At 71.3% G+C, this 21198-nt stretch carries 22 protein-coding genes; 9 read left to right on the top strand and 13 right to left on the bottom strand.

Annotated features, from left to right (window positions below; all coding sequences use genetic code 11):
* Positions 1-94 precede the first annotated feature (94 nt).
* The 11 genes from MKK53_RS14965 to MKK53_RS14915 all read right to left on the bottom strand — a co-directional run bounded on the left by MKK53_RS14965 (position 95) and on the right by MKK53_RS14915 (position 10719).
* Positions 95-748: a BA14K family protein gene (locus MKK53_RS14965; RefSeq protein WP_243929484.1), complete on the bottom strand. Its 654-nt coding sequence runs from the start codon at positions 746-748 to the stop codon at positions 95-97.
* Positions 749-895: 147 nt separating this feature from the next.
* The gene (locus tag MKK53_RS14960; protein WP_279599058.1) at positions 896-2059 is read right to left on the bottom strand and encodes an MFS transporter; all 1164 of its coding nucleotides are present in this window, start codon (positions 2057-2059) and stop codon (positions 896-898) included.
* Positions 2060-2076: 17 nt separating this feature from the next.
* A complete protein-coding gene (lnt, locus tag MKK53_RS14955) occupies positions 2077-3747 on the bottom strand; it encodes an apolipoprotein N-acyltransferase (protein WP_409564343.1) in 1671 nt (556 codons plus the stop codon).
* A gap of 2 nt (positions 3748-3749) precedes the next feature.
* Complete coding sequence (locus MKK53_RS14950) at positions 3750-4889, bottom strand: hemolysin family protein (RefSeq protein ID WP_243929482.1); 1140 nt, start codon at positions 4887-4889, stop codon at positions 3750-3752.
* A 36-nt stretch (positions 4890-4925) separates the two neighbouring features.
* Positions 4926-5411, bottom strand: a complete 486-nt coding sequence (ybeY, locus tag MKK53_RS14945) for an rRNA maturation RNase YbeY (protein WP_243929481.1) — start codon at positions 5409-5411, stop codon at positions 4926-4928.
* Positions 5411-6517: a PhoH family protein gene (locus MKK53_RS14940; RefSeq protein ID WP_409564339.1), complete on the bottom strand. Its 1107-nt coding sequence runs from the start codon at positions 6515-6517 to the stop codon at positions 5411-5413. Before MKK53_RS14940 ends, ybeY begins: the two co-directional genes overlap by 1 nt.
* A 25-nt stretch (positions 6518-6542) precedes the next feature.
* A complete protein-coding gene (miaB, locus tag MKK53_RS14935; RefSeq protein ID WP_243929479.1) occupies positions 6543-7880 on the bottom strand; it encodes a tRNA (N6-isopentenyl adenosine(37)-C2)-methylthiotransferase MiaB in 1338 nt (445 codons plus the stop codon).
* Between the two features lie 76 nt (positions 7881-7956).
* Positions 7957-8820: a lysophospholipid acyltransferase family protein gene (locus MKK53_RS14930; RefSeq protein ID WP_243929478.1), complete on the bottom strand. Its 864-nt coding sequence runs from the start codon at positions 8818-8820 to the stop codon at positions 7957-7959.
* Positions 8821-8824: 4 nt separating this feature from the next.
* A complete protein-coding gene (locus MKK53_RS14925) occupies positions 8825-9343 on the bottom strand; it encodes a GNAT family N-acetyltransferase (RefSeq protein ID WP_243929477.1) in 519 nt (172 codons plus the stop codon).
* Entirely contained in the window at positions 9340-10020 is a 681-nt protein-coding gene (gene tsaB, locus MKK53_RS14920; protein WP_243929476.1) for a tRNA (adenosine(37)-N6)-threonylcarbamoyltransferase complex dimerization subunit type 1 TsaB, read from the bottom strand. The genes MKK53_RS14925 and tsaB overlap by 4 nt, the downstream gene beginning before the upstream one ends.
* Before the next feature lie 129 nt (positions 10021-10149).
* Positions 10150-10719, bottom strand: a complete 570-nt coding sequence (locus MKK53_RS14915) for a NifU family protein (RefSeq protein ID WP_243929475.1) — start codon at positions 10717-10719, stop codon at positions 10150-10152.
* Positions 10720-10963: 244 nt separating this feature from the next.
* On the opposite strand from MKK53_RS14915, the gene MKK53_RS14910 reads away from it, so the two are divergent.
* From MKK53_RS14910 to MKK53_RS14900, 3 genes are all read left to right on the top strand, one after another.
* Positions 10964-11356, top strand: a complete 393-nt coding sequence (locus MKK53_RS14910; RefSeq protein WP_243929474.1) for a DUF2934 domain-containing protein — start codon at positions 10964-10966, stop codon at positions 11354-11356.
* Between the two features lie 169 nt (positions 11357-11525).
* Positions 11526-12191, top strand: a complete 666-nt coding sequence (locus tag MKK53_RS14905) for an HAD family hydrolase (protein ID WP_243929534.1) — start codon at positions 11526-11528, stop codon at positions 12189-12191.
* A 304-nt stretch (positions 12192-12495) separates the two neighbouring features.
* Complete coding sequence (locus tag MKK53_RS14900; RefSeq protein WP_243929473.1) at positions 12496-12702, top strand: hypothetical protein; 207 nt, start codon at positions 12496-12498, stop codon at positions 12700-12702.
* A gap of 17 nt (positions 12703-12719) precedes the next feature.
* On the opposite strand, the gene MKK53_RS14895 is transcribed toward MKK53_RS14900, so the two are convergent.
* The gene (locus tag MKK53_RS14895) at positions 12720-12992 is read right to left on the bottom strand and encodes a hypothetical protein (RefSeq protein ID WP_279599054.1); all 273 of its coding nucleotides are present in this window, start codon (positions 12990-12992) and stop codon (positions 12720-12722) included.
* 205 nt (positions 12993-13197) lie between these two features.
* Entirely contained in the window at positions 13198-13578 is a 381-nt protein-coding gene (locus MKK53_RS14890; protein ID WP_243929471.1) for a DUF6481 family protein, read from the bottom strand.
* Between the two features lie 783 nt (positions 13579-14361).
* On the opposite strand from MKK53_RS14890, the gene MKK53_RS14885 reads away from it, so the two are divergent.
* From MKK53_RS14885 to MKK53_RS14860, 6 genes are all read left to right on the top strand, one after another.
* Positions 14362-15984: an ABC transporter substrate-binding protein gene (locus MKK53_RS14885; RefSeq protein WP_243929470.1), complete on the top strand. Its 1623-nt coding sequence runs from the start codon at positions 14362-14364 to the stop codon at positions 15982-15984.
* Between the two features lie 265 nt (positions 15985-16249).
* Complete coding sequence (locus MKK53_RS14880; protein WP_243929469.1) at positions 16250-17203, top strand: ABC transporter permease; 954 nt, start codon at positions 16250-16252, stop codon at positions 17201-17203.
* A gap of 17 nt (positions 17204-17220) precedes the next feature.
* Entirely contained in the window at positions 17221-18144 is a 924-nt protein-coding gene (locus MKK53_RS14875) for an ABC transporter permease (protein ID WP_243929468.1), read from the top strand.
* Positions 18141-19196 (top strand): ABC transporter ATP-binding protein, encoded by a 1056-nt coding sequence (locus MKK53_RS14870; RefSeq protein ID WP_243929467.1) that lies wholly within the window; start codon positions 18141-18143, stop codon positions 19194-19196. Before MKK53_RS14875 ends, MKK53_RS14870 begins: the two co-directional genes overlap by 4 nt.
* The gene (locus tag MKK53_RS14865; RefSeq protein WP_243929466.1) at positions 19193-20224 is read left to right on the top strand and encodes an ABC transporter ATP-binding protein; all 1032 of its coding nucleotides are present in this window, start codon (positions 19193-19195) and stop codon (positions 20222-20224) included. The genes MKK53_RS14870 and MKK53_RS14865 overlap by 4 nt, the downstream gene beginning before the upstream one ends.
* Positions 20225-20294: 70 nt before the next feature.
* A complete protein-coding gene (locus MKK53_RS14860; RefSeq protein ID WP_243929465.1) occupies positions 20295-21023 on the top strand; it encodes a GNAT family N-acetyltransferase in 729 nt (242 codons plus the stop codon).
* Positions 21024-21198: the final 175 nt, after the last annotated feature.

Genomic DNA, 21198 nt, shown 5'->3' with positions numbered 1-21198 from the left:
ATGCGGACCGACCCAGGCCGGCGCCACGTCGGACGACGCGGCGTGCCTCGATCACCCCACCTCCGCCCGTGACAACGGAGGCGGGGTCGAACCATTACGGGCAGGAGTGCCGGACGTAGCCCCGGCCGACATAGGTCTGGCTCTGCGGATCGTAGGTCTTGAACCGGGCCGCGCAGGCCGCGATCGCCGCCTCGTCGCCACCCGTCGCCTCGGTCTCGACCGGGGCGTAACCGACGGTGCCGTAACCCGCCGGGGCATAGGCCGGGCCATACTCGGTGCCGTAATAGCCGTCATCGTAGCCGTAGCCCGCCGGGTAGCCATACCCGCCGTAGCCGCCGTATCCCCCGTAGAGGCTGCCAGCCGCGAGGCCGAGACCGAGCCCGCCGAGACCGGCGGCGAGGCCGTAGCCACTGTAGCCGCCCCGGCCATAGCCGCGCCCGTAGGCACCGCGGTTGAACCCGCCACCCCGGTTGAACCCGGCGCCCTGGTTGAAGCCGACGCCGCGGTTGAAACCACCGCCGCCGACATGGCCACCGCCGAAGCCCCCACGGCCGCCCGCGAATCCGCCGCCGACATGGCCGCCACCGAAGCCGCCGCCATGGCCGAAGCCGCCGCCGGGGTTACCGACCGACACGCCGCCGCCCGACAGGGCATTGCCGCGACCCTGGGCGTCAGCGCCCGCGGGGATCATCGCGAGGCTGAGCGCCGCCGCCGAAAGAAGAGCGAAGCCGTAAGTTTTGCGCGTCATTCCTGTCACCATCGAGCCGTGTATCGTGATGGGTGAACGCGCGACTGCGCCGTTTGATCGCCCGTTCGCCTGAGAAAGCGACAGGACAGATCGATTTAAGGCAGACCGCTCCGTATTCGCCGCCGGGGACGACGGCGGATGCCACGATCAGGTCGTGGCCGGGGCGAGCGCGGCGACGGTGCGGGCACGCCCCGCGGGCAGGCCGGCGACGATCGCCACCACGGTGATCGCGGCGAAGAGCGACCCGGCGAGACCCCAGCCATCCGTCGCCTCGTGGGCGAGGCCGAAAGCCAGGGGGCCGAGGGCGGCGAAGACGTAGCCGATGCCCTGCGCCATGGCGGAGAGCCCCGCGGCGCTCGCCGCATCGGCGGCGCGCAGGATGATGAGCGTCAGCGCCAGACCGAAGCAGCCGCCGATGCCGAACCCCAGCGCGCAGGCGGCTGGCACGCGCAGGCCCTCGGCCCCGAAGGCGAGGGCGAGGAAGGAGACCGCCGTGAGCGCCGGGATGCCGACGATCCACCCACGCTGGTCGGCGGCGCGGGCGGCCAGGGTGGCGGTGATGAGGGCGCCCGGCGCCTGGTTCAGGGTGGTCAGCGAGGCGAAGAGGCCGGCATGGAGTGGGTCGAGCCCACGACCCTGCAGCAGGAGGGGGAGCCAGCCGAACAGGATGTAGGCCAGCGAGGATTGCAGGCCCATGAAGGCGGTGACCCGCCAGGCCAGGGGATCGCGCAGCAGCCGTCCCGCCTGGGGCGGGCGGGCGGGTCCGCTGCGCCGGGCGAAGGGAAGCCACGCCAGGAAGGCCACCACCGCCGGCAGGGCCCAGACGGCGAGGGCCACGGGCCACCCCTCCAGCGCCCGCTCCACCGGCACCGCCGCGCCCGCGCCCGCCGCCGCCCCGAGGCAGAGGGTCATGGTGTAGAGGCCGGTCATCGGTCCGCCCCGGGTGGCGAAGTCGCGCTTGACCAGGGCGGGCAGCAGCACGTTGGCGAAGCCGATCCCCGTGGCGGCGATGGCGGTGCCGAGGAACAGGAAGAGCAGAGTGCCGACCCCGCGCAGGGCGAGGCCGGCGGCGACGAGGGCCATGCCCGCCAGCACGCCGAGATCCGGCCCCATCCGGCGGATCACCGGCGCGGCCAGCGCGCAGGCGAGGCCGAGGCACAGCACCGGCAGGGTGGTGAGAGTGGCCGCCCCCGCCGCTGTCAGCCCCGTCGTCTCGCGGATCTGGCCGAGGAGCGGCCCGACGGTGCTGAGGGCCGGCCGCAGGTTGAACGCGACGAGCATCATCGCGAGGCCCAGCACCCACCCGCCCATGGCTGCCCTCGGCTTCGTCACGCCGTCTTCCGCCCCGTCAGGGCGCCGCCCGCGCAGACGATGAGCATGACGGCGAAGAGCAGGTCACCGAAGCGGGCGTAGAGCGTCCCGCCGATGATCCGTGCCGGGAGGTCGGCATCCAGCACGGTCTCCACGTCGATGGGGGTCTCTGCGGTGATGCGGCCGTGGGGATCGACCACGGCCGAGATGCCGGTGTTGGCGTCCCGCACCAGGGGCAACCCCTCCTCGACGGCCCGGAGCCGGGCCTGGGCGAGGTGCTGGCGTGGCCCCGGCGTGTCGCCGAACCAGCCATCGTTGGTCACGTTCAGGATCAGCCCCGGCGGCCGGGTGGAATCGATGGGCTGGCCCACCGGGCGGATCGCCCCGGAGAAGATCGCCTCGTAGCAGATCGTCCCCACCACGGGGGGGAGGCCCGGTACGGTGAGGATGCGCTGCATCGCCGGGGTGCCCGCCGTGAAGCCGCCGGGGATCGCCACGAACTGTCGCAGCCCCACGGCGCGCAGCGCCCGGTCGAGGAAGCCCGGCAGGTACTCGCCGAAGGGCACGAGATGCACCTTGTCGTAGGTGTCGGTGATGGTGCCGTCGGCCTCGATCACCATGATGGCGTTGAAGATCCGCGGGCGCTCGCCGGGCAGCGGTTCGTCGGCGCGGGCGGCGCCGGTCATCAGCACGCGCCCCGGCGTGAGGCCGGCGGCGATCTTCGCCCGGGCGTCGGCGTCACGCTGGATCAGGAACGGGAAGGCCGATTCCGGCCAGACCACATGCGTCGGCGCCGCCCCGCCCGCCTCGGGGGGGCGCCGGCTGAGTTCGACGTAGCGGTCGACGATATCGTCCCGGTTCTCGGGCCGGAATTTGGCATCCTGCTGCAGGTTGGGTTGGACGAGGCGCAGCCTCACCCCGGTCACGGCCGGGTCGGCGGGGCCGAGCCGGTCCGCGCCAGCAAGGGCGAGGGCGGCGAGGAGGATCGCCGCCGCCGCCGAGGGCCCGAACCGGCCCCGGGGCGGCGCCCGGTCGAACAGCGTCGCGGGGGCGGCGCAGATCAGGACGGCGAGCAGGGTCAGCCCGTACAGGCCGATCACCGCGGCGGCCTGCATCAGCCAGAGGTTCTGGCCGGGCGCCATGCCGAGGACGTTCCACGGGAACCCGGTGAGCACGTGCCCGCGCAGCCATTCGGCGCCGCCGAGCCCGAAGGCCAGGGCGGCGATCCGCGCCGGCCCCAGGCTCCACAGGAGCCCGGCGGCGGCAAAGCCCGCGCCGTAGAACAGGCCGAGCCCGAAGGGCAGGCCGATGACGCCGAGGGGCAGGGCCCAGAGGAACTCGTCCGCCTCGACCAGGAAGGCCGAGCCCAGCCACCACAGGCCGGCGGTGAGGAAGCCGAACCCCCAGGCCCAGCCGATGAGGAAGGCCGCGCCCGCCCGGCCGGGGGCCCGGCGGCCCGCCAGCGCCCCGTCCATGAGCCAGACGGCGAGGCAGAGCGAGACGGCGAGGGCGGGCAGGGCACCGTAGGGCGGCATGGCGAGCGCCCCGAAGGCCCCCGCGACCCAGGCCCCACCGAGCCGCCGCCAGCCGCGCAGAAAGGCGACGCGGCGGGCGAGGCCCCCGGAGCGGCCGGTGCCCGCACCCCCGTGGCGAAGGCCGGCGTCGCGGTACGAGGTCCCGGTCCGCACCGTCACGGGTGCGGCGTCTCGGCGGCCGGCGGAGGGGAGGGCGGCGGCAGGGCGAGGGGCACCACCGCCGCGATGCGGGCGGGCCCCCGTTGGAAGCGCAGGCGCTTGAGCCGGCGCGGATCGGCGTCGAGCACCTCGAACTCGAGGTCGCCGGGGCCGGTGATCAGCTCGCCCCGCGAGGGCACCCGACCCGCCAGGGTGACGATCATCCCGCCGATCGTGTCGATCTCCTCGGCCATGTCGCCCACCGCCGCGATGAGGTCGATGCCGGTCGCCTCGGAGACGTCGGCCAGCGGCGTGCGGGCATCGGCCACGAACACGTCGCCCTCACCCTCCACGCGCTGGACCCGCTTGGCCTCGGCCACGTCGTGTTCGTCCTCGATGTCGCCGACCACGACCTCGATCAGGTCCTCGATGGAGATCAGCCCGTCGGTGCCGCCGTATTCGTCGATGACGAGGGCCATGTGGGTGCGAGTAGCCTGCATCCGCACCAGCAGGTCGATGGCCGGCATGGACGGCGGCACGAACAGGACCGGACGCTGGATCCGGGCGGCGGCGAGCGTCGTCCCGAGGTCGACCTTGCCGAGATCGAGGCTGCGGGGCAGCCGCACGGCCGGGCGGCGGGGGCGCGGCGCGGGGCTCGGCTCCTCGCCCCCGGCGACGGCCTCGCCGGGCGTGGCGACGGTGCGGGCCGCGGGCGGGCGTCGGCTCGAGGGCTCGGCCTTGGCGGCGATGAAGTCCACGAGGTCGCGGATGTGGACCATGCCGCGGGGGTCGTCCAGCGTCTCGCCGTAGACCGGCAGCCGGGAATGGCCCGCCGTGCGGAACAGCTTGAGCAGATCGCCGAGGTTGGTCTCGTTCGAGACGGCGACGATGTCCGCCCGGGGGATCATCACGTCGTCCACCCGCACCTTGTGCAGGCCGAGGACGTTCTTGAGCATCGCCCGTTCGAGGGGCGACAGCCCGGTCTCGCTCTCGTCCGGCTCGGACAGGGCCTCTTCCAGGCCTTCGCGGAGCGTCTCCCGCGGCTTCAGGTGGAGCGCCTGGAGCAGGCGGTCGTACCAAGGCTCACGCTGCGGGGCGTCGGCCTCGGACACATTCGGCGCGGCCAGGGCCGCGCCGCGACTTCGATCGTTGCTCATGTCTCTCGGATCAAGGAAGGGACGGTGGTAGCCCGCTCAGTCGGCATAGGGATCCGGGATACCCAGGGTCGCGAGGGCCGCGACTTCGAGGGCTTCCATCGCCTCGGCCTCGGCCTCGCCGAGTTCGTGGTCCTGTCCGACAAGGTGCAAGGTCCCATGGACGAGGAGGTGGGCGAGGTGATTCTGGAGCGGCTTTCTCTGCTCGGCACTTTCGCGCACCATCGTCTCGTAGGCAAGGACCACATCGCCCAGCGGCGTCGCGGCCTCCGCATGGCGGGGCTGCGGCGCGGCCGGAAACGACAGCACGTTCGTGGGCTTGTCCTTGCCGCGCCATGTGCGGTTGAGGTCCTGCACGGTCCCGTCGTCGGCCAGCAGCACGCTCACCTCCACGGGGCCGTCCGGCCGCGCGGGGGCGATGGCGAGCCCGGCCTCGACCGCCCGGATCACCAGCGATTCGAGGTCGGGGACGGCTCCCGTCCACCGCTCGTCCTCGACGGCGATGTCGATGTCATGCGCGCCCATCACGCCAGCGGCCGCCGCCGCGGGTTGGGATTACGGTCTGCCTCGCTGCCGCCGTGGAACGCGCTCTCGTAGGCGGTGACGATCCGGCGGACGAGGTCGTGGCGCACCACGTCCACGTCCTTGAAGGTCACCCGGCCGATTCCCTCCACCCCGTCGAGCACCTGCACGGCCTCCACGAGGCCGGACTTCTGGCCGGGCGGCAGGTCGATCTGGCTCGGATCGCCGGTCACGATCATCCGCGAACCCTCGCCGAGGCGGGTGAGGAACATCTTCATCTGCATGGAGGTCGTGTTCTGCGCCTCGTCGAGGAGCACCACGGCGTTGGTCAGGGTGCGCCCGCGCATGAAGGCCAGCGGCGCGATCTCGATCTGGCCGGTCTGCAGGCCCCGGTCGACGTGCCGGGCCTCCATGAAATCGTAGAGGGCGTCGTAGATCGGCCGAAGGTAGGGATCGACCTTCTCGCGCATGTCGCCGGGCAGGAAGCCCAGCCGCTCGCCGGCCTCGACGGCGGGGCGGGAGAGGACCAGCCGTTCGGCATGGCCCTGTTCGAGCAGGGAGACGGCATGGCCCACGGCGAGCCAAGTCTTGCCCGTGCCCGCCGGCCCCTCGGCGAAAACCAGTTCGTTGGTGCGGAGGGCCTTGATGTAGGCATCCTGCGCCGGGTTGCGGGCCCGCACGGCGCCCCGGCGGCGGGTGGCGATCTGATCGAAATGCGGCGTGTCCGCCTCGGAGGCGACCTCCGCCGCGGGGAACAGGGTCGCCTGGGCGGTGGATTCGCGGATCGCGCCATCCACGTCCCCAAGGCTCAGGGCGGTGCCGCCGCCGCGCACCCGGGCGTAGAGCTTCAGGAACACCCGCCGGGCCTTCTCGGCCGAATCCGCCGGGCCCTTGATGACGAGGTGGTTGCCCAGCGCCGTTGCCGTGATGCCGAGCCGCCGCTCGATATGGGCGACGTTCTGGTCGTATTGGCCGAAGACGAGGCTCGCGAGCCGGTTGTCGTCGAAGGTCAACGGCACCTCGACGGCTTCGTCGAGACCGGGCCTCCCGAATCCGGGGGGCCGCCCGCGCGGGGGTGCCCCCCCGCGTCCACCGTCCGTCGCAGTCAAGCGCGCTCTCTCACGTCTCTCGTCCTCACGCGGCGGCGGCCTCCGCAAGGCGCTCGCCGAACAGGCTGTTGGTGCCGGCCTCGGTGATCCGAACGGGCACGATCCGTCCGATATGGTCCTGCGGGGCGTCGAACTGCACTGCCAGGAGGTGCGGCGTCTTGCCGGCCACCTGGCCCGGACGCCGCCCGGCCTTCTCCACCAGCACGTCGAAGACCTGCCCCACCGCCTCCCGCTGGTAGGCGTAACGGCGGTCGTCGAGCAGCCGCTGCAGCTCGGCCAGCCGCCCGGCCATCACCGCTTCGGGCACCTGATCGGCCCGCTCCGCCGCCGGGGTGCCGGGGCGGGGGCTGTACTTGAAGGAGAAGGCGCTCTCGAAGCCGATGTCGCGCACCAGCGCGAGGGTGTCGGCGAAGTCCGCATCGGTCTCACCGGGGAAGCCGACGATGAAATCCGACGACAGGGCGATGTCCGGCCGGGCGGCGCGCACCCGGTCCACCAGCCGGCGATAGGCGTCGGCGGTATGCCTGCGGTTCATGGCCGCGAGCACCCGGTCCGAGCCCGATTGCACCGGCAGGTGCAGGTAGGGCATCAGCGCCGGCACCTCGGCATGGGCGCGCACGAGGTCGTCGGCGAAGTCGTTCGGGTGGCTGGTGGTGTAGCGGATCCGCGCGATGCCGGGGATGCGCGCCACCTCGCGCACCAGGGCGGCGAGGCCCACCGGCCCGCCATCCGCCCCGGCGCCGTGATAGGCGTTGACGTTCTGCCCGATCAGCGTGAGCTCGCGCACCCCTCCCGCCGCCAGCCGCCCGGCCTCGTCCAGCACGGCGGCCACGGGGCGGGACAGCTCGGCTCCGCGGGTATAGGGCACCACGCAGAAGGCGCAGAACTTGTCGCACCCCTCCTGCACCGTCAGGAAGGCCGACGACCCGGCGCTGCGCCGGGCGGGCAGGCTGCCGAACTTGTCCTCGATGGGGAATTCGGTGTCGACCACCCGGCCGCCGGCCGAGCGGGCGAGGAGGTCCGGCAGGCGGTGGTAGCTCTGCGGGCCAACCACCACGTCCACGGCCGGCTGGCGGGCCTGGATCTCCGCGCCCTCCGCCTGCGCGACGCAGCCGGCCACGACGATGCGCGTGTCGAGCCCGCGGCCCTGGCGCTCCTGCTTCAGGACGCGCAGGCGCCCGAGTTCGGAATAGACCTTCTCGGCCGCCTTCTCGCGGATGTGGCAGGTGTTGAGGATGACGACGTCCGCATCGTCCGCGCTGTCCGTGGCGGCGTAGCCCTCGGCGCCCAGCACGTCGGCCATGCGCGCCGCGTCGTAGGCGTTCATCTGGCAGCCGTAGGACTTGACGTAGGCTTTCTTCAACGGGCCGGATCCGGTTCGGGGCGTGCGGTGGAACGTCGTGATCTGCGCGGGGCTCTAGCACAGAATTCGTGCCCGGTCAGGCGGCGGACAGGCCTCCCATCGCGCCGAGATCCGCCGCCCGGGCGGGGGCGGGGGCGGGCTCCCGGCCCGGGCGCCCGGTGACGACGCCCTGGATCGCCCGGCGCACCTCCGCCTCGGCGGTGGCGGTGGCGACCTTCCGGTCGCTGTCGGCCTCGAACAGGATCGGATCCCCCCAGACGACGTGGACGTCGATGGGGCCGCCCTTCACGAAGGCGGCGAGGTGGGGGGCGAGTTCCATGTCGCCGTACCACGCGATCTCGGCGCGCTCGGCGCGCACCACCGGCAGGCCGTTGCGGCGGGGATAGGTGATGGCCAGCGGCTGCAACCGCACCCGGCCCCGGTCGCCCTCCGCCTGCAGCGCGGCCCGGGCGGCCCCGACCAGCGAGGAGCGGAACGGCAGCAGACGCGTGCCGTCGCCAGTCGTGCCCTCGGCGAACAGCACCACCAATTCGCCCCCCGCCAGCCGGTGCCCCATCTCGGCGCTGACGACGGCGGTGGCGCTCCGGCGGCCCCGGTCGATGAACAGGGTGCGCTGGAGGGCGGCGAGCTGGCCGATCACCGGCCAGCCGGCGATCTCGGACTTCGCCACGAAGCACAGCGGCCGGAGCGCGCCGATCACCACGATATCGAGCCAGGAGACGTGGTTCGCCAGGACGAGCGCCGCCTCGTCCGGCGCGGGCGGCGTGCCGCTCTGCGTCACCCGCACCGAGAAGAGGCGGAGGAAGGCGCGGTGGAACAGCACCGGGGCCCGGCCCGCGCCGCGCCCCTTCACCCGCATGGCGAGGAGGTGCAGCGGCCCGAGGACGGCGAAGGCGAGGGCCAGGGCCGCGACGCGCAGGGCGAGGCCGATACGGCTCACGCGGTCACAGCTCGGCCGACATCGTCAGCGCGGTCGCCCGGCTGCCGTCCGCCTTCAGGTAGTAGCCCGTCCGGGCGCCGACCTGCGTGAAGCCCATCCGCTTGTAGAGCTTCAGGGCCGGCATGTTGCCCTCGTCCACTTCGAGGTGGATGCGCCGCGTGCCGGCGAGGGCGAGGCCGTTCATGTGCTCCCGGAGCAGACCGCGGGCATGGCCGCCGCCGCGCAGGGCGGGGGCGATGACGACGGTGAGGATCTCGGCCTCATCCGCCGCCCGCCGCGACAGGACGAAGCCCTGGAGGGTCCCCGAACGCCACAGGCCGTGGGCGAAGCTGGAGCGCTCGCACAGGATGCGCTCGAATTCGTGCGGCTCCCACGGGCGGGCGAAGGCGGTGGCGTGGATCCGGGCGAGGGCGCCGGCCTGGGACGCGTCCGAAAGGAGCGAGACGCTCGGCGGGGGCGTCAGCGCCTCCCACCACGCCATCCACCATTCCATCGGCCAGAACGGGAAAGCGGGACGGTTCATTGCCGGGCGACCCGAGCGTGATTCTGCGGGCGCGCATCCGGCCCGCGGAGGTAGAGGGGCCGCGGCAGGGCATGGGTGGGGTCGGCCACCATCCCCAATTGCGCCACGGCGGCGATGTCCGGCCCGCCGATGCCGGCGAGGGTGGCGGCGATGCCGCGCTCGGCCAGGGCCGCCGCCAGCAGCGGCGCGCCCGATCCGGTCAGGGTCACGGGCCCGGGGCCGAGCCGCGCGGCCGCCTCCGCCACCGGGAGGTAGATGGGGGCCAGCCCCTCGCCGGAGGCCGTCGTCAGGGCCTGGACGTAGACCGCCCCGTGGCGCGCATCGATGGCGGCGGCGAGCGTCCCCTCGGTGGCGTCGGCCAGCAGGGGGGCGAGGAGGGCGGAGAGGGTGCCGACGCCGACCACCGGGCGGCCGGTGGCGAGGCCGATCGCCCGGGCGGCGGAGAGGCCGACCCGCAGGCCGGTATAGCTGCCGGGGCCGACCGTGACCGCGATGCGGTCCAACGCCTCGAACCCGCCCTCGACGCGGGCGATGACCCGTTCGATCAGCGGCAGCAGCGCCTCGGCGTGGCCGCGCGCCATGGGCAGGGACTCGGAGGCCAGAGGCTCGGCCTCGCTGCCCCTCATCACGCAGGCGGCGCAGAAATCCAGCGCCGTATCGATGGCCAGTACTCGCACGCCAACTCCCGTCGCGCCGTCGGACGCGAATGGTATGGCATAAAACAGATCCGCCGCACCGTCAGCGCCGTCCGGCGGCTCCATCCCCTGTCTCGTGAGCAGTGTTGCCGGCTTGCGCCGGCAACGGGCTCAGACCGCCTGGACTTCGCGCACGTCCGGGAGGAAGTGGCGGAACAGGTTCTGCACGCCGTGGCGCAGGGTCGCCGTGGAGGACGGGCAGCCCGAACAGGCCCCCTTCATCTCCAGGTAGACGATCCCGTCCTTGTAGCCGCGGAAGGTGATGTCGCCGCCGTCGCCGGCCACGGCCGGGCGGACCCGGGTCTCCAGCAGGTCCTTGATGGTCACCACGGTGTCGTGGTCGGCCTCGTCGTAGAATTCGTCGCCGGCCTCGTCGTGGTGCGCCCCGGCCGATTCATCCATCACCGGCGCGCCGGACTGGAAATGCTCCATGATCGCGCCGAGCACGGCGGGCTTCACCTGCGGCCACTCGGAGCCATCGTCGGCCTTCGTCACCGAGATGAAGTCGTGCCCGAAATAGACGCCGGTGACGCCCGGCACCGTGAACAGGGCGGAGGCCAGGGGCGAGCGGGTCGCCGCCTCGGCATCCCGGGCCTCGAAGGTCGAATCGGACAGCACCACCCGGCCGGGCAGGAACTTCAGGGTGGCGGGGTTCGGGGTGGCTTCGGTCTGGATGAACATGCTCGGGCTCCGCTGCACCGGTTCAAGGCCGGCGGGGGAAGGGGCGGTGCGCCGGGCCGGCGCGCCGCCCTTCATGTGGACCGCGCGGCGGATTTTCTCAACCGCGGCCCGGCACCGGCCGGGCCGACGGACTTAACCAACCTTTAACCAGCCGGATCGATCGTCGCCGACAGGGCGCTCTCCGGCGGGACCGACACCGATCCACCGGGAGAGAGTGCACGATCGTCCCATCGGGAGACCGCATATGCAGTTCAACGAGCAGGCCGTGCGCGAGCGCGCCTACTACATCTGGGAAGGCGAGGGCCGCACCCACGGCCGCGCGGAGATCCACTGGATGCGCGCCGAGGCCGAGCTGACGGTCGCCGAGCCCGCCAAGAAGCCGGCCCGCAAGGCCGCCGAGAAGCCCGCCGTGAAGGCCGAGGCGGTCGCCAAGCCCGCCAAGCCCGCCGCGGCCAAGCCCGCCGCAGCGAAGACCGCCGCAGCGAAGGCCGTAGCAGCGAAGGCGAAGCCGGTCGCGGCCGTCGCCCCGGTGACCCCGGCCAAGCGGATCGCCAAGCCCAAGGCGACCGCGGGTGCCGCCGTCGCCGCAGCCGCGGTCGGCAAGGCCAAGCCGGCCCGCCCCGCCTCGCTGCACTGAACCACCCTCGCTCCCCGAGCCGGTGCCGAAGGCCCGCCCCACCGATGGGGCGGGCCTTCGCCGTTTCGGGGGCCGGAACGGAGCCGTCCCCGTGCGGTTGTCCGCCGAGAACGCCTTCCCGCCGGCCCTGCCGGCGCACAGGATCGGGCGCCGGAGTGGAGTGGGGCGCATGCGGGCGGTGATCTTCGATATCGACGGGACGCTTTTGGACAGCGTCGATCTCCATGCCCGGGCCTGGGTCGAGGCCTTCCGCCACTTCGGCGTGGAGACGGAGGAGGCCGAGGTCCGCCGGCAGATCGGCAAGGGCGGCGACCAGCTGATGCCGGTCTTCCTCTCGGAGGAGCGCGTCGCCCGGGATGGCGAGGAGATCGAAACCTACCGCTCCGACCTGTTCAAGCGCGCCTACCTCGACAAGGTCCGCCCGTTCCCCGCGGTGCGCCCGCTGTTCGAGCGGGCACGGAAGGCCGGGCTGACCATCGCCCTTGCCTCGTCGGGCAAGAAGGACGAGGTCGCGCACTATCAGGAGCTTCTGGGGATCGGCGATCTGGTGGACGTCGCCACGAGTTCGGACGACGCCGAGCGCTCGAAGCCGCATCCCGACATCTTACAGGCCGCCATGGACAAGTTGGAGGGCATCGCGCCGGCCGACATGATCGTGATCGGGGACACGCCCTACGACGCGGAGGCCGCCCGCAAGGCCGGGCTGAGGACGATCGGCTTCCTGTGTGGCGGCTTTCCCGAGGCCGACCTCTCCGGGTCCGGGTGTGTCGCGATCTACCACGACCCTCAGGACCTTCTCGACGGGTTCGATTCGTCGCCGCTCGCAAACCAGTAGTGCACAATTCGCGCCTTTGTCCTGCGTCCCATGCAGGCAAAGGCCGGTGGATGACGGCGTCCGACGGGTGGTGGCCCAGGTGGGCTAAAGACGTTCAAGGCCCTGACAACGCAGCCTTATCCGGCGAGCAGGCGGCTTTGCTGCGGCCGTGCCCGGGGCGACCGGAGTGCACCCCAGCCCCTGTGGCTTCCCGGCGACTCTCTTCGATGCCGGCTATGGAAAGCCCTGGGACGGGCTGGCGCTGAGCCAGCGAAAGGTTTAGCGACCCGCCCGCCCCTGGAATCCTTCAAAGGACCTGCCGCGCATGCTTCAGACCCGCGACGTCGCGAGCAAGCCATGCTTCAGCCCCCGTGGACACAACCTGGCGGAACAGATCGCCGAGGCCGTCCGCAGCCGGGCGACACCCCTCAGCCAGCTCCTGCGGCTGATGTCGGCGGTCGATGCACAGGGCGGCGATGACCGCCTGAAGCAGATTTTGCGCAGCCGGATCGGCGCTCCGCTCGACGCGTGACCGCCGGAGCGGCGCCGTCACCGGGCGTGGTGACGGCGGCTGCGCGGACGCGGGGCCTTCGCCTTGGGGGCGATCCGGTCCATGCAGGCGAAATAGATCCCCTTGCCCAATTCCTCGAGGGGGAGGTTGCGCGGGTTCGGCGCGCCGAAGACCCGGCCCTTCGCCTCGGCGCGGCAGGCCGCGTCTTCCGGGCTGCGGATCGGCGGCTCCGCGCGGGCGGAGGCGAGGCCGAATGCGGCGAAGGCCGCGAACCCCAACGACAGACGTAGACCCTGCTTGTACCGCTGCATCGTCACTGCTGATTGCTCCCCACCGGGGTGAAGATAGTTCGGCGGTCGGAACGGTGAAGCTTTGTCGCGGGAAAATTCCTGCGTGGACGCGGGGCTCTGCGCCGAATGTCACCGGACAAAAGAAAACCGCCCGCGAGGCGGGCGGCGTTCTGAGGTCCGGCGGACCGGTCGGCGGCTGGCCGCGCCCGTATGACCGGGCTTGGCGTCAGCGCTTGATCTTGGCTTTCGCCTTGCGGGCCGCGTAGCGCGCATCGCGCAGGGCCTTCTTGGCTTCGAGCTCGGCGGATTTCCGCTCCTGCGCGGCGGCGAGTTCCGCAGCCTCGCGGGCGAGCCTCGTGGCGAGTTCCGTTTCCTCGCGGATGCGCTTTTCCTCGGCGGCCTTGCGCTCGGCTTCGATCCGGGCGGCCTCACGCTCGCGGATACGCTCGTCGCGGGCGCGGGCGACTTCGGCTCGGGCCTGGGCGCGGGCCTGGACCTCGGGGTCATCCGAAGGGGGACGGGACTTGAACTTCGCCAGCAGGGCAGCCTTGGCGGCGGCGGAATTCTCGCGTCGGTCGTTGAAGTTCCTGTAGTCGAATGCGCTCATTTGACCTTTCTCGTAAGTGCGTCACGCGTCTTGCGGGGACGGCCGGCACGATGACCGGTCAGCGATGCTGATGACTGACCCTCACGCCGTCCCCGGGGCGCAGGATCCTCTCGAACCATCGGAGGGTGATGGTTCGACCCGAACGCTCGCGCCGCCGTCGAGCGCTCGGGTCGAACCATGGTGGGAAACGAGCCAGCCCTTGCCACGCCCCTCTCCGGTAACGCAACCGCAGGCGCAGGCCTCTGGCGTTCACTTCGGCACAAATGCCGTGAATTCAACGAAAGTTTCGCCCTGAGATGCGGAAAAGCCTCAGGCTCCCCCGGTGGAGCGCCCCTGAACCTGCGCACCGCAACGTTCAGCAACAACGCTGTCTGTAGCCAAGAAATGGGGCAGCACCCGCCCGAGGACAAGCCAGGGCGAACGTCCCCGGCGATGCGGGACGCACTAACGCCGCAGCAACGCTGACGGGCTGTGCGAAACGTTACACCAGAGCGCCGGGCGCCAACAGCATTCGCGCGGCGTCTCGATTCGCAATGCCTGTCATCGGGGCGCGGCCCGCTCGCCCACCGCCCGCTGCCGTGCCCTGTCCTTTGGCACGACGACGGCGTGCCTAAACGTTGGGCACTTGCTGCAGTGCAGCGCAGCGACACGCGGGACCGCCGGGGCCGGGGTCGGCGGCCCGGACGGCTGCATTCACTATCCACCCGGTTGGCCGCGGGCTTGCATCAAGGGTTTCCCGACCGGGCGTGACAGGCCTGGGCTCAGGAGTGAACCCGTATCCCCATGTCCGTCGTCATCCAGAGAATCGGCGCCCGTGCGGCGCTGGCCGGCGCGCTGCTGCTGGCCGCCTCCTCCGCATCCCTCGCCCAGGGCACCCTGCGGATCGGCATGACCGCCTCCGACATCCCCCTCACCACCGGCCAGACCGACAACGGCGGCGAGGGCATGCGCTTCATGGGCTACACGGTCTATGACGGGCTCATCAATTGGGACCTGTCCAGCGCCGAGCTGGCCTCCGACCTCGTCCCCGGCCTCGCCGAAAGCTATGCCGTCGATCCCACCGACAAGACGAAGTGGGTCTTCAAGCTCCGCCCCGGCGTGACATTCCACGATGGGTCCGCGTTCACCGCCGACGCGGTGGTCTGGAACCTCGACAAGCTTCTGAAGTCCGATTCGCCTCAGTACGATCCGCGCCAGTCCGCCCAGGGCAAGACCCGCATCCCCTCCGTGGCGAGCTACAGGGCGGTGGATCCGCTGACCGTCGAGATCGTCACCAAGGCCCCCGACGCGACGCTGCCCTACCAGATCGCCTGGGTGATGATGTCCTCCCCCGCCCAGTGGGAGAAGCTCGGGAAGTCCTGGGACGAGTTCGCCAAGCATCCCTCCGGCACCGGCCCGTGGAAGCTGACCCTGTTCGCCCCCCGCGAACGCGCCGAGATGGTGCCGAACCCGGCCTACTGGGACACGAAGCGCATCCCCAAGCTCGACAAGCTCGTCCTCGTGCCCCTCCCGGAGGCCAACGCCCGCGTCGCGGCGCTTCGCTCCGGCCAGGTCGATTGGATCGAGGCCCCGGCGCCGGACGCCGTCGCCTCCCTGAAGGGGGCGGGCTTCACCATCGTCACCAACGCCTACCCGCACAACTGGACATGGCACCTCTCCCGGGTCGAGGGCTCGCCCTGGAACGATGTCCGCGTCCGCAAGGCGGTCAACCTCGCCATCGACCGGGAGGGGCTGAAGGAGCTGCTCGGGGGCCTCGCGATCCCGGCCAAGGGCTTCATGCCGCCGAACCACCAATGGTTCGGCCACCCGACCTTCGTTGTGAAGTACGATCCGGAGGCCGCTAAGAAGCTCCTGGCGGAGGCGGGCTACAGCAAGGCGAAGCCGCTGAAGCTGAAGGTCGCCATCTCTGCTTCGGGCTCCGGACAGATGCAGCCGCTGCCGATGAACGAGTTCGTGCAGCAGAACCTCGCCGATGTCGGCGTCGAGGTCGACTATCAGGTCGTGGAGTGGAACACCCTCATCAACATCTGGCGGGCCGGGGCGAAGGCCGACATCTCGCGGGGCGTCACGGCGATCAACTACTCGTACTTCATCCAGGACCCCTTCACCGGCTTCATCCGCCACCTCCAGTGCAATCTGGCGCCGCCGAACGGCACCAACTGGGGGTATTACTGTGATCCCGAGATGGACAAGCTGTTCGACCAAGTCCGCAATACCTTCGACAAGGGCGAGCAGCTGAAGGTGCTGCAGAAGGTCCACGAGAAGTACGTAGATGACGCGGTGTTCGTGATGATCACCCACGACGTGAACCCCCGGGCGATGAGCCCGAAGGTGAAGGGCTTCGTCCAGGCGCAGAACTGGTTCCAGGACTTCTCGACGATCACCATGGCACCGGCTGGCCGCTAGGGCAGTGACGCACTCACTCCGTTCATGCGTCTCTGCCCTAGCTTTTTGTTCTTGCATCAATTTTTCCAGACACGGCTGACGCCTTCGTCTGGATCGATGCACAAGCGACACACCTCCGCCACCGTCTTTGCGAGCAACGCGAAGCAATCCAGGGATCCGCCACGGTTTCGAACCGTCCCGCTGCCCTGGATTGCTTCGCTGACACTCGCAAAGACGGCGAGGAGGCGGAAGTGGAACGCGACATGTTCACGCAATCGAGAAGCACATGCTCCTCTACATCCTGAAACGCCTCGTCACCGTCACCCCCGTCGCGTTCGGGGTCAGCGTCGTGTGCTTCCTGCTGGTCCACCTCGCGCCGGGCGATCCGCTGAGCGCCGTGCTGCCGGCGGATGCCACGCAGGCCACGATCGACGAGATGCGCGCGTCCTACGGGTTCGATAAGCCCCTGCCGGTCCAGTACGCGATCTGGCTGTGGCACGTGCTTCACGGCGATCTCGGCGTGTCCATCGCCACGGGCAGGCCCGTGGCGCAGGAGGTCGGCCGGGCGGTCGTCAACTCGCTGATCCTCGCCAGCGTGGCGACGCTGATCGGCTTCACCTTCGGCGTGCTGTTCGGCTTCGTCGCCGGCTACCACCGCAACTCGATCCTGGACCGGGTGGCCTCGGCCCTCTCGGTCTTCGGTGTCAGCGTGCCGCATTACTGGCTCGGCATGGTGCTGGTCATCGTGTTCTCGGCCACCCTCGGCTGGCTCCCGCCGACGGGGGCGGGGCCGGACGGCTCGGGCAACTGGCGGCCGGACTTCGAACACCTGCGCTACATCATCCTGCCCGCCGTCACGATGGCGGTGATCCCCATGGGCATCATCGCCCGCACGGTGCGGGCGCTCGTCGCCGACATCCTCGGCCAGGACTTCGTGGAAGCCCTGCGCGCCAAGGGCATGAGCGAGTTCGGGGTGTTCAAGCATGTCGTGCGCAACGCCGCCCCCACGGCACTCGCCATCATGGGCCTGCAGCTCGGCTACCTGCTCGGCGGCTCGATCCTGATCGAGACGGTGTTCGCGTGGCCCGGCACGGGCTTCCTCCTCAACGCGGCGATCTTCCAGCGCGACCTTCCGCTCCTGCAGGGCTCGATCCTCGTGCTGGCGATGTTCTTCGTCGCCCTCAACCTCATCGTGGACGTGATGCAGACCGCCCTCGACCCGCGCATCGAGCGCGGCTGATTCAAGGAGGATCGGCCATGACTGCCCCCCTTACCGCCGCCTCCGTCGCCCTCGACGGAACTCTCGCCGCCGGTCCCGACGCGCCGGAAGCCTTCGTGGCCTCCCGGGGCTTCTGGGGCCATGTCGGCCATCGCCTCGTCCGCGATCCGGTGGCGATGGCCGCCGGGGCGGTCATCGTGATCGTCATCGCCATCGCGATCCTGTCGCCGTGGATCACGCCGATGGACCCCTACAAGGGCTCGATGCTGCGCCGGCTGAAGCCGGTGGGCGATGCCACCTACTGGCTCGGCTCCGACGAACTCGGGCGGGACATGATCAGCCGGCTGATGCTCGGCTCGCGCCTGTCGCTGTTCATGGGCGTGACGCCGGTGCTGATCGCCTTCGTGCTCGGCTCCGGCATCGGCATCCTCGCCGGCTACGTCGGCGGCTGGACCAACACGATCCTGATGCGCACCATCGACGTGTTCTTCGCCTTCCCGTCGGTGCTGCTGGCCATCGCCCTGTCCGGGGCGCTGGGGGCGGGCATCTTCAACTCCATCGTGTCGTTGACCTGCGTGTTCGTTCCGCAGATCGCCCGCGTCGCCGAGAGCGTCACCACCGGGATCCGGCGGCGGGACTACATCGACGCCGCCAAGCTCTCCGGCGCCTCTGCGCTGACGATCATGCGGGTGCAGGTGCTCGGCAACGTGATCGGGCCGATCTTCGTGTACTCGACCGGCCTGATCTCGGTCTCGATGATCCTCGCCTCGGGCCTGTCCTTCCTCGGCCTCGGCGTGCGCCCGCCGGAGCCGGAATGGGGCCTGATGCTCAACACCCTGCGGACGGCGATCTACGTGAACCCGCTTGTCGCGGCGCTGCCGGGGCTGGCGATCTTCCTCGTCTCGATCTCGTTCAACCTGTTCTCGGACGGGCTGCGCAGCGCCATGGAGATCCGCCAGTGAGCGTCATCCCGAACGGGGCCGATCCCTTCGCCGCGGACCGGGGCGGCCCGGCCCAGCCGCTCCTCTCGGTCTCCGGCCTCGTGAAGCACTTCCCCATCCGCAAGGGCACCGGCCCGAAGAAGGTCGTGCGCGCCGTGGACGGGGTCGATCTCTCCGTGCTCAAGGGCGAGACCCTCGGCATCGTCGGCGAGTCCGGTTGCGGCAAGTCCACCACCGCCAAGCTCATCATGGGGCTGATCGAGCGCGACACCGGCGAGATGCTGTTCGACGGGCAGGCCATCGGCGAGCGGGCCATGCCCTGGCGGAGCTACCGCCGCCAGGCGCAGATGGTCTTCCAGGACAGCTACGCCTCCCTCAACCCGCGGATGACGGTGGAGCAATCCATCGCCTTCGGGCCGAAGGTGAACGGCGTGCCCGGCCGGCAGGCGGTGGAGCGCGCCCGCGCCCTGCTCGCCCGCGTCGGGCTGGAGCCGAAGCGCTTCGCCGGCCGCTACCCGCACGAGATCTCCGGCGGCCAGCGGCAGCGGGTGAACATCGCCCGGGCGCTCGCCCTGGAGCCGCGCCTCGTGCTGCTGGACGAGGCGGTCTCGGCCCTGGACAAGTCCGTGGAGGCGCAGGTGCTGAACCTGCTGCTCGACCTGAAGGCCGAGTTCGGGCTCACTTACATCTTCATCAGCCACGACCTGAACGTGGTGCGCTTCATCTCCGACCGGGTGATGGTGATGTATCTCGGCCGCGTCGCCGAGATCGGCCCCTCGGATTCGGTGCTGGCGGCCCCCGCCCATCCCTACACCCAGGCGCTCCTCGCCTCGATGCCCTCCCTCGATCCCGACAACCGGACGCAGGAGGCCCTGCTGGCCGGGGATCCGCCGAACCCCATCGACCCGCCCAGCGGATGCCGCTTCCACCCGCGATGCACCCTCGCGGAGGGTGTGTGCGCCGAGGTCGAGCCGCCGCTCGATCCGGTGCGGCCCCTGCACAGGGTGGCCTGCCTCGCCCGCCAGCCGGGCTCCGGCCATTCGGCGGCCCCCACCGAGGTGCTGGCAGCATGAGCGCGACCGACATTCCCCCCGGCGCGGCGGTGGCGCTGTCCGGCCTGCGCGTCGCCTTCGGCAAGACGCAGGTGGTCGATGGCGTCGACCTGACGCTGGAGCGCGGGCAGGCCCTGGCCCTGATCGGCGAATCGGGGTCGGGCAAGAGCGTGACGCTCCGCGCCATCCTGCGGCTGTTCCCGGCCGGACGAAGCCGTATCGAGGGGACGATCTCGGCCGCCGGCAAGGACGTGCTCGCCCTCGACCCGCGGGCGCTGGCCGATTTCCGCGGCGGCGACGTCTCGATGATCTTCCAGGAACCGCTGCTCGCCTTCGACCCGGTCTACACGGTGGGCCGGCAGATCACCGAGTCGATCCGGCGCCACGAGACGATCTCGGCGCAGGATGCGAGGGCGCGGGCGCTCGCCCTGTTCGAGCGGGTCCGCATCCCGAGCCCCGAGCGGCGGCTCGACAACTACCCGCACGAGATGTCCGGGGGCATGCGCCAGCGGGCGATGATCGCCCTCGCCCTGGCCTGCCGGCCGCAGGTGCTGCTGGCCGACGAGCCGACCACGGCGCTGGACGCCACGGTGCAGATCCAGGTCCTTCTCCTGCTGCGTGAGCTGCAGCGGGATCTCGGCCTGTCGATCATCATCGTGACGCACGACCTCGGCGCGGCGGTGGAGGTCGCCGACCGGATCGCGGTGATGTACGCGGGCAAGATCGTGGAGGTGGGGACGGCCCGGCAGGTGGTGCGGGATCCGCACCATCCCTACACGATCGGCCTCCTGCGCAGCCGGGCCGAGGGTGCCCTGGACAAGGGCAGCCGCCTGGAGACCATCCCCGGCAGCCCGCCCGACCTCGCCAACCGCCCGCCGGGTTGCCCCTTCGCGCCGCGCTGCTTCCTCGCGGCGGACCGCTGCCACCGGGAGATGCCGCCGGTCGGGACGATCTCCCCTGGCCACGACGTCGCCTGCTGGCGGACGGACGAGGCCTCCGCCGCCTACCGCGCCGGGCCGCAGCCGGTGGCGGCGGTGGAGATGGCCTGAGCGCCGCTTGTCCCTCTTCCCCCGCGGGGGGAGGGGATGCAGCGAGCGCGACGGGAGCTATACCGGAACCATGTCAGCGACTCAGTCCGCCCCTCGCCTGAACGCGTTCGGCCAACCGATCGGCCCGGCCCTGCCGGACTGGGCGCCCCGTCCGCTTCCGCCGCGCACGCCGATGGCCGGACGCACCTGCCGCGTCGTGCCCCTCGACCCGGCCGCCCATGCGGCAGCGCTCTACGCCCTCTACGCGGCGGCCCCGGACCGGAGCGGCTGGACCTATCTGTTCGATGAGATGCCGGAGACCGAGGCCGCCTATCGGGAGCGCCTCGACCGGCAGGCGGCCGGGCAGGATCCCCTCTTCCACACGATCCTTGATGCCGGGACCGGCGCGCCCCTCGGGCTCGCCTCGTACATGCGGATCGAACCGACCCACGGGGTGATCGAGGTGGGGAACATCCATTACGGCCCCGGCCTCCGGCGCAGCGCGACGGCCACGGAGGCGATGGCGCTGATGATGGCCCGGGTCTTCGATGAGCTGGGCTACCGCCGCTACGAGTGGAAGTGCGACAGCCTCAACGCCCCCTCCCGCGCCGCCGCCCTGCGCTACGGCTTCACCTTCGAGGGAATCTTCCGCAACGCGGTGGTGGTGAAGGGCCGGTCCCGGGACACCGCCTGGTACGCCGTCACCGACACGGAATGGCCGCGCCTGCGCGACGCCTTCGCGGCCTGGCTCGACCCGGCGAATTTCGACACCGATGGCCGGCAGCGTCGCGGTCTCGCCGAAATCCGGGACGCCGCCTGACCCTCCACCGATTGTGCGGGCAGAGCGACGCCGCTCAGGGGACCGGAGGCGGCCTCAAACGATGTCGCTCAGTCCGAGGGTGTTCGGAAGTATCCGGCGCGCGACACCCGACGCGCTCTCCTCCCCCCTGTGGGGAGGGGACCCGCACACCACCGCGTGCGCACGGAAGGTGACG

The organism is Methylobacterium sp. J-076 (genome assembly GCF_022829405.1).
Taxonomy (GTDB): Bacteria; Pseudomonadota; Alphaproteobacteria; order Rhizobiales; family Beijerinckiaceae; genus Methylobacterium.
This window is presented reverse-complemented; position numbering and strand designations above follow the sequence as displayed.

Excerpts from the sequence above, each read along its gene's own strand:
- MKK53_RS14880 (WP_243929469.1), top strand. The coding sequence starts at position 16,250 with ATGCTCCTCTACATCCTGAAACGCCTCGTCACCGTCACCCCCGTCGCG.
- MKK53_RS14890 (WP_243929471.1), bottom strand. The coding sequence starts at position 13,578 with ATGAGCGCATTCGACTACAGGAACTTCAACGACCGACGCGAGAATTCC.
- MKK53_RS14860 (WP_243929465.1), top strand. The coding sequence starts at position 20,295 with ATGTCAGCGACTCAGTCCGCCCCTCGCCTGAACGCGTTCGGCCAACCG.
- MKK53_RS14900 (WP_243929473.1), top strand. The coding sequence starts at position 12,496 with ATGCTTCAGACCCGCGACGTCGCGAGCAAGCCATGCTTCAGCCCCCGT.
- MKK53_RS14950 (WP_243929482.1), bottom strand. The coding sequence starts at position 4,889 with ATGAGCAACGATCGAAGTCGCGGCGCGGCCCTGGCCGCGCCGAATGTG.
- MKK53_RS14910 (WP_243929474.1), top strand. The coding sequence starts at position 10,964 with ATGCAGTTCAACGAGCAGGCCGTGCGCGAGCGCGCCTACTACATCTGG.
- MKK53_RS14905 (WP_243929534.1), top strand. The coding sequence starts at position 11,526 with ATGCGGGCGGTGATCTTCGATATCGACGGGACGCTTTTGGACAGCGTC.
- MKK53_RS14925 (WP_243929477.1), bottom strand. The coding sequence starts at position 9,343 with ATGAACCGTCCCGCTTTCCCGTTCTGGCCGATGGAATGGTGGATGGCG.
- ybeY (WP_243929481.1), bottom strand. The coding sequence starts at position 5,411 with ATGGGCGCGCATGACATCGACATCGCCGTCGAGGACGAGCGGTGGACG.
- MKK53_RS14875 (WP_243929468.1), top strand. The coding sequence starts at position 17,221 with ATGACTGCCCCCCTTACCGCCGCCTCCGTCGCCCTCGACGGAACTCTC.
- MKK53_RS14895 (WP_279599054.1), bottom strand. The coding sequence starts at position 12,992 with ATGCAGCGGTACAAGCAGGGTCTACGTCTGTCGTTGGGGTTCGCGGCC.
- MKK53_RS14865 (WP_243929466.1), top strand. The coding sequence starts at position 19,193 with ATGAGCGCGACCGACATTCCCCCCGGCGCGGCGGTGGCGCTGTCCGGC.
- MKK53_RS14885 (WP_243929470.1), top strand. The coding sequence starts at position 14,362 with ATGTCCGTCGTCATCCAGAGAATCGGCGCCCGTGCGGCGCTGGCCGGC.
- MKK53_RS14965 (WP_243929484.1), bottom strand. The coding sequence starts at position 748 with ATGACGCGCAAAACTTACGGCTTCGCTCTTCTTTCGGCGGCGGCGCTC.
- MKK53_RS14915 (WP_243929475.1), bottom strand. The coding sequence starts at position 10,719 with ATGTTCATCCAGACCGAAGCCACCCCGAACCCCGCCACCCTGAAGTTC.
- MKK53_RS14960 (WP_279599058.1), bottom strand. The coding sequence starts at position 2,059 with ATGGGCGGGTGGGTGCTGGGCCTCGCGATGATGCTCGTCGCGTTCAAC.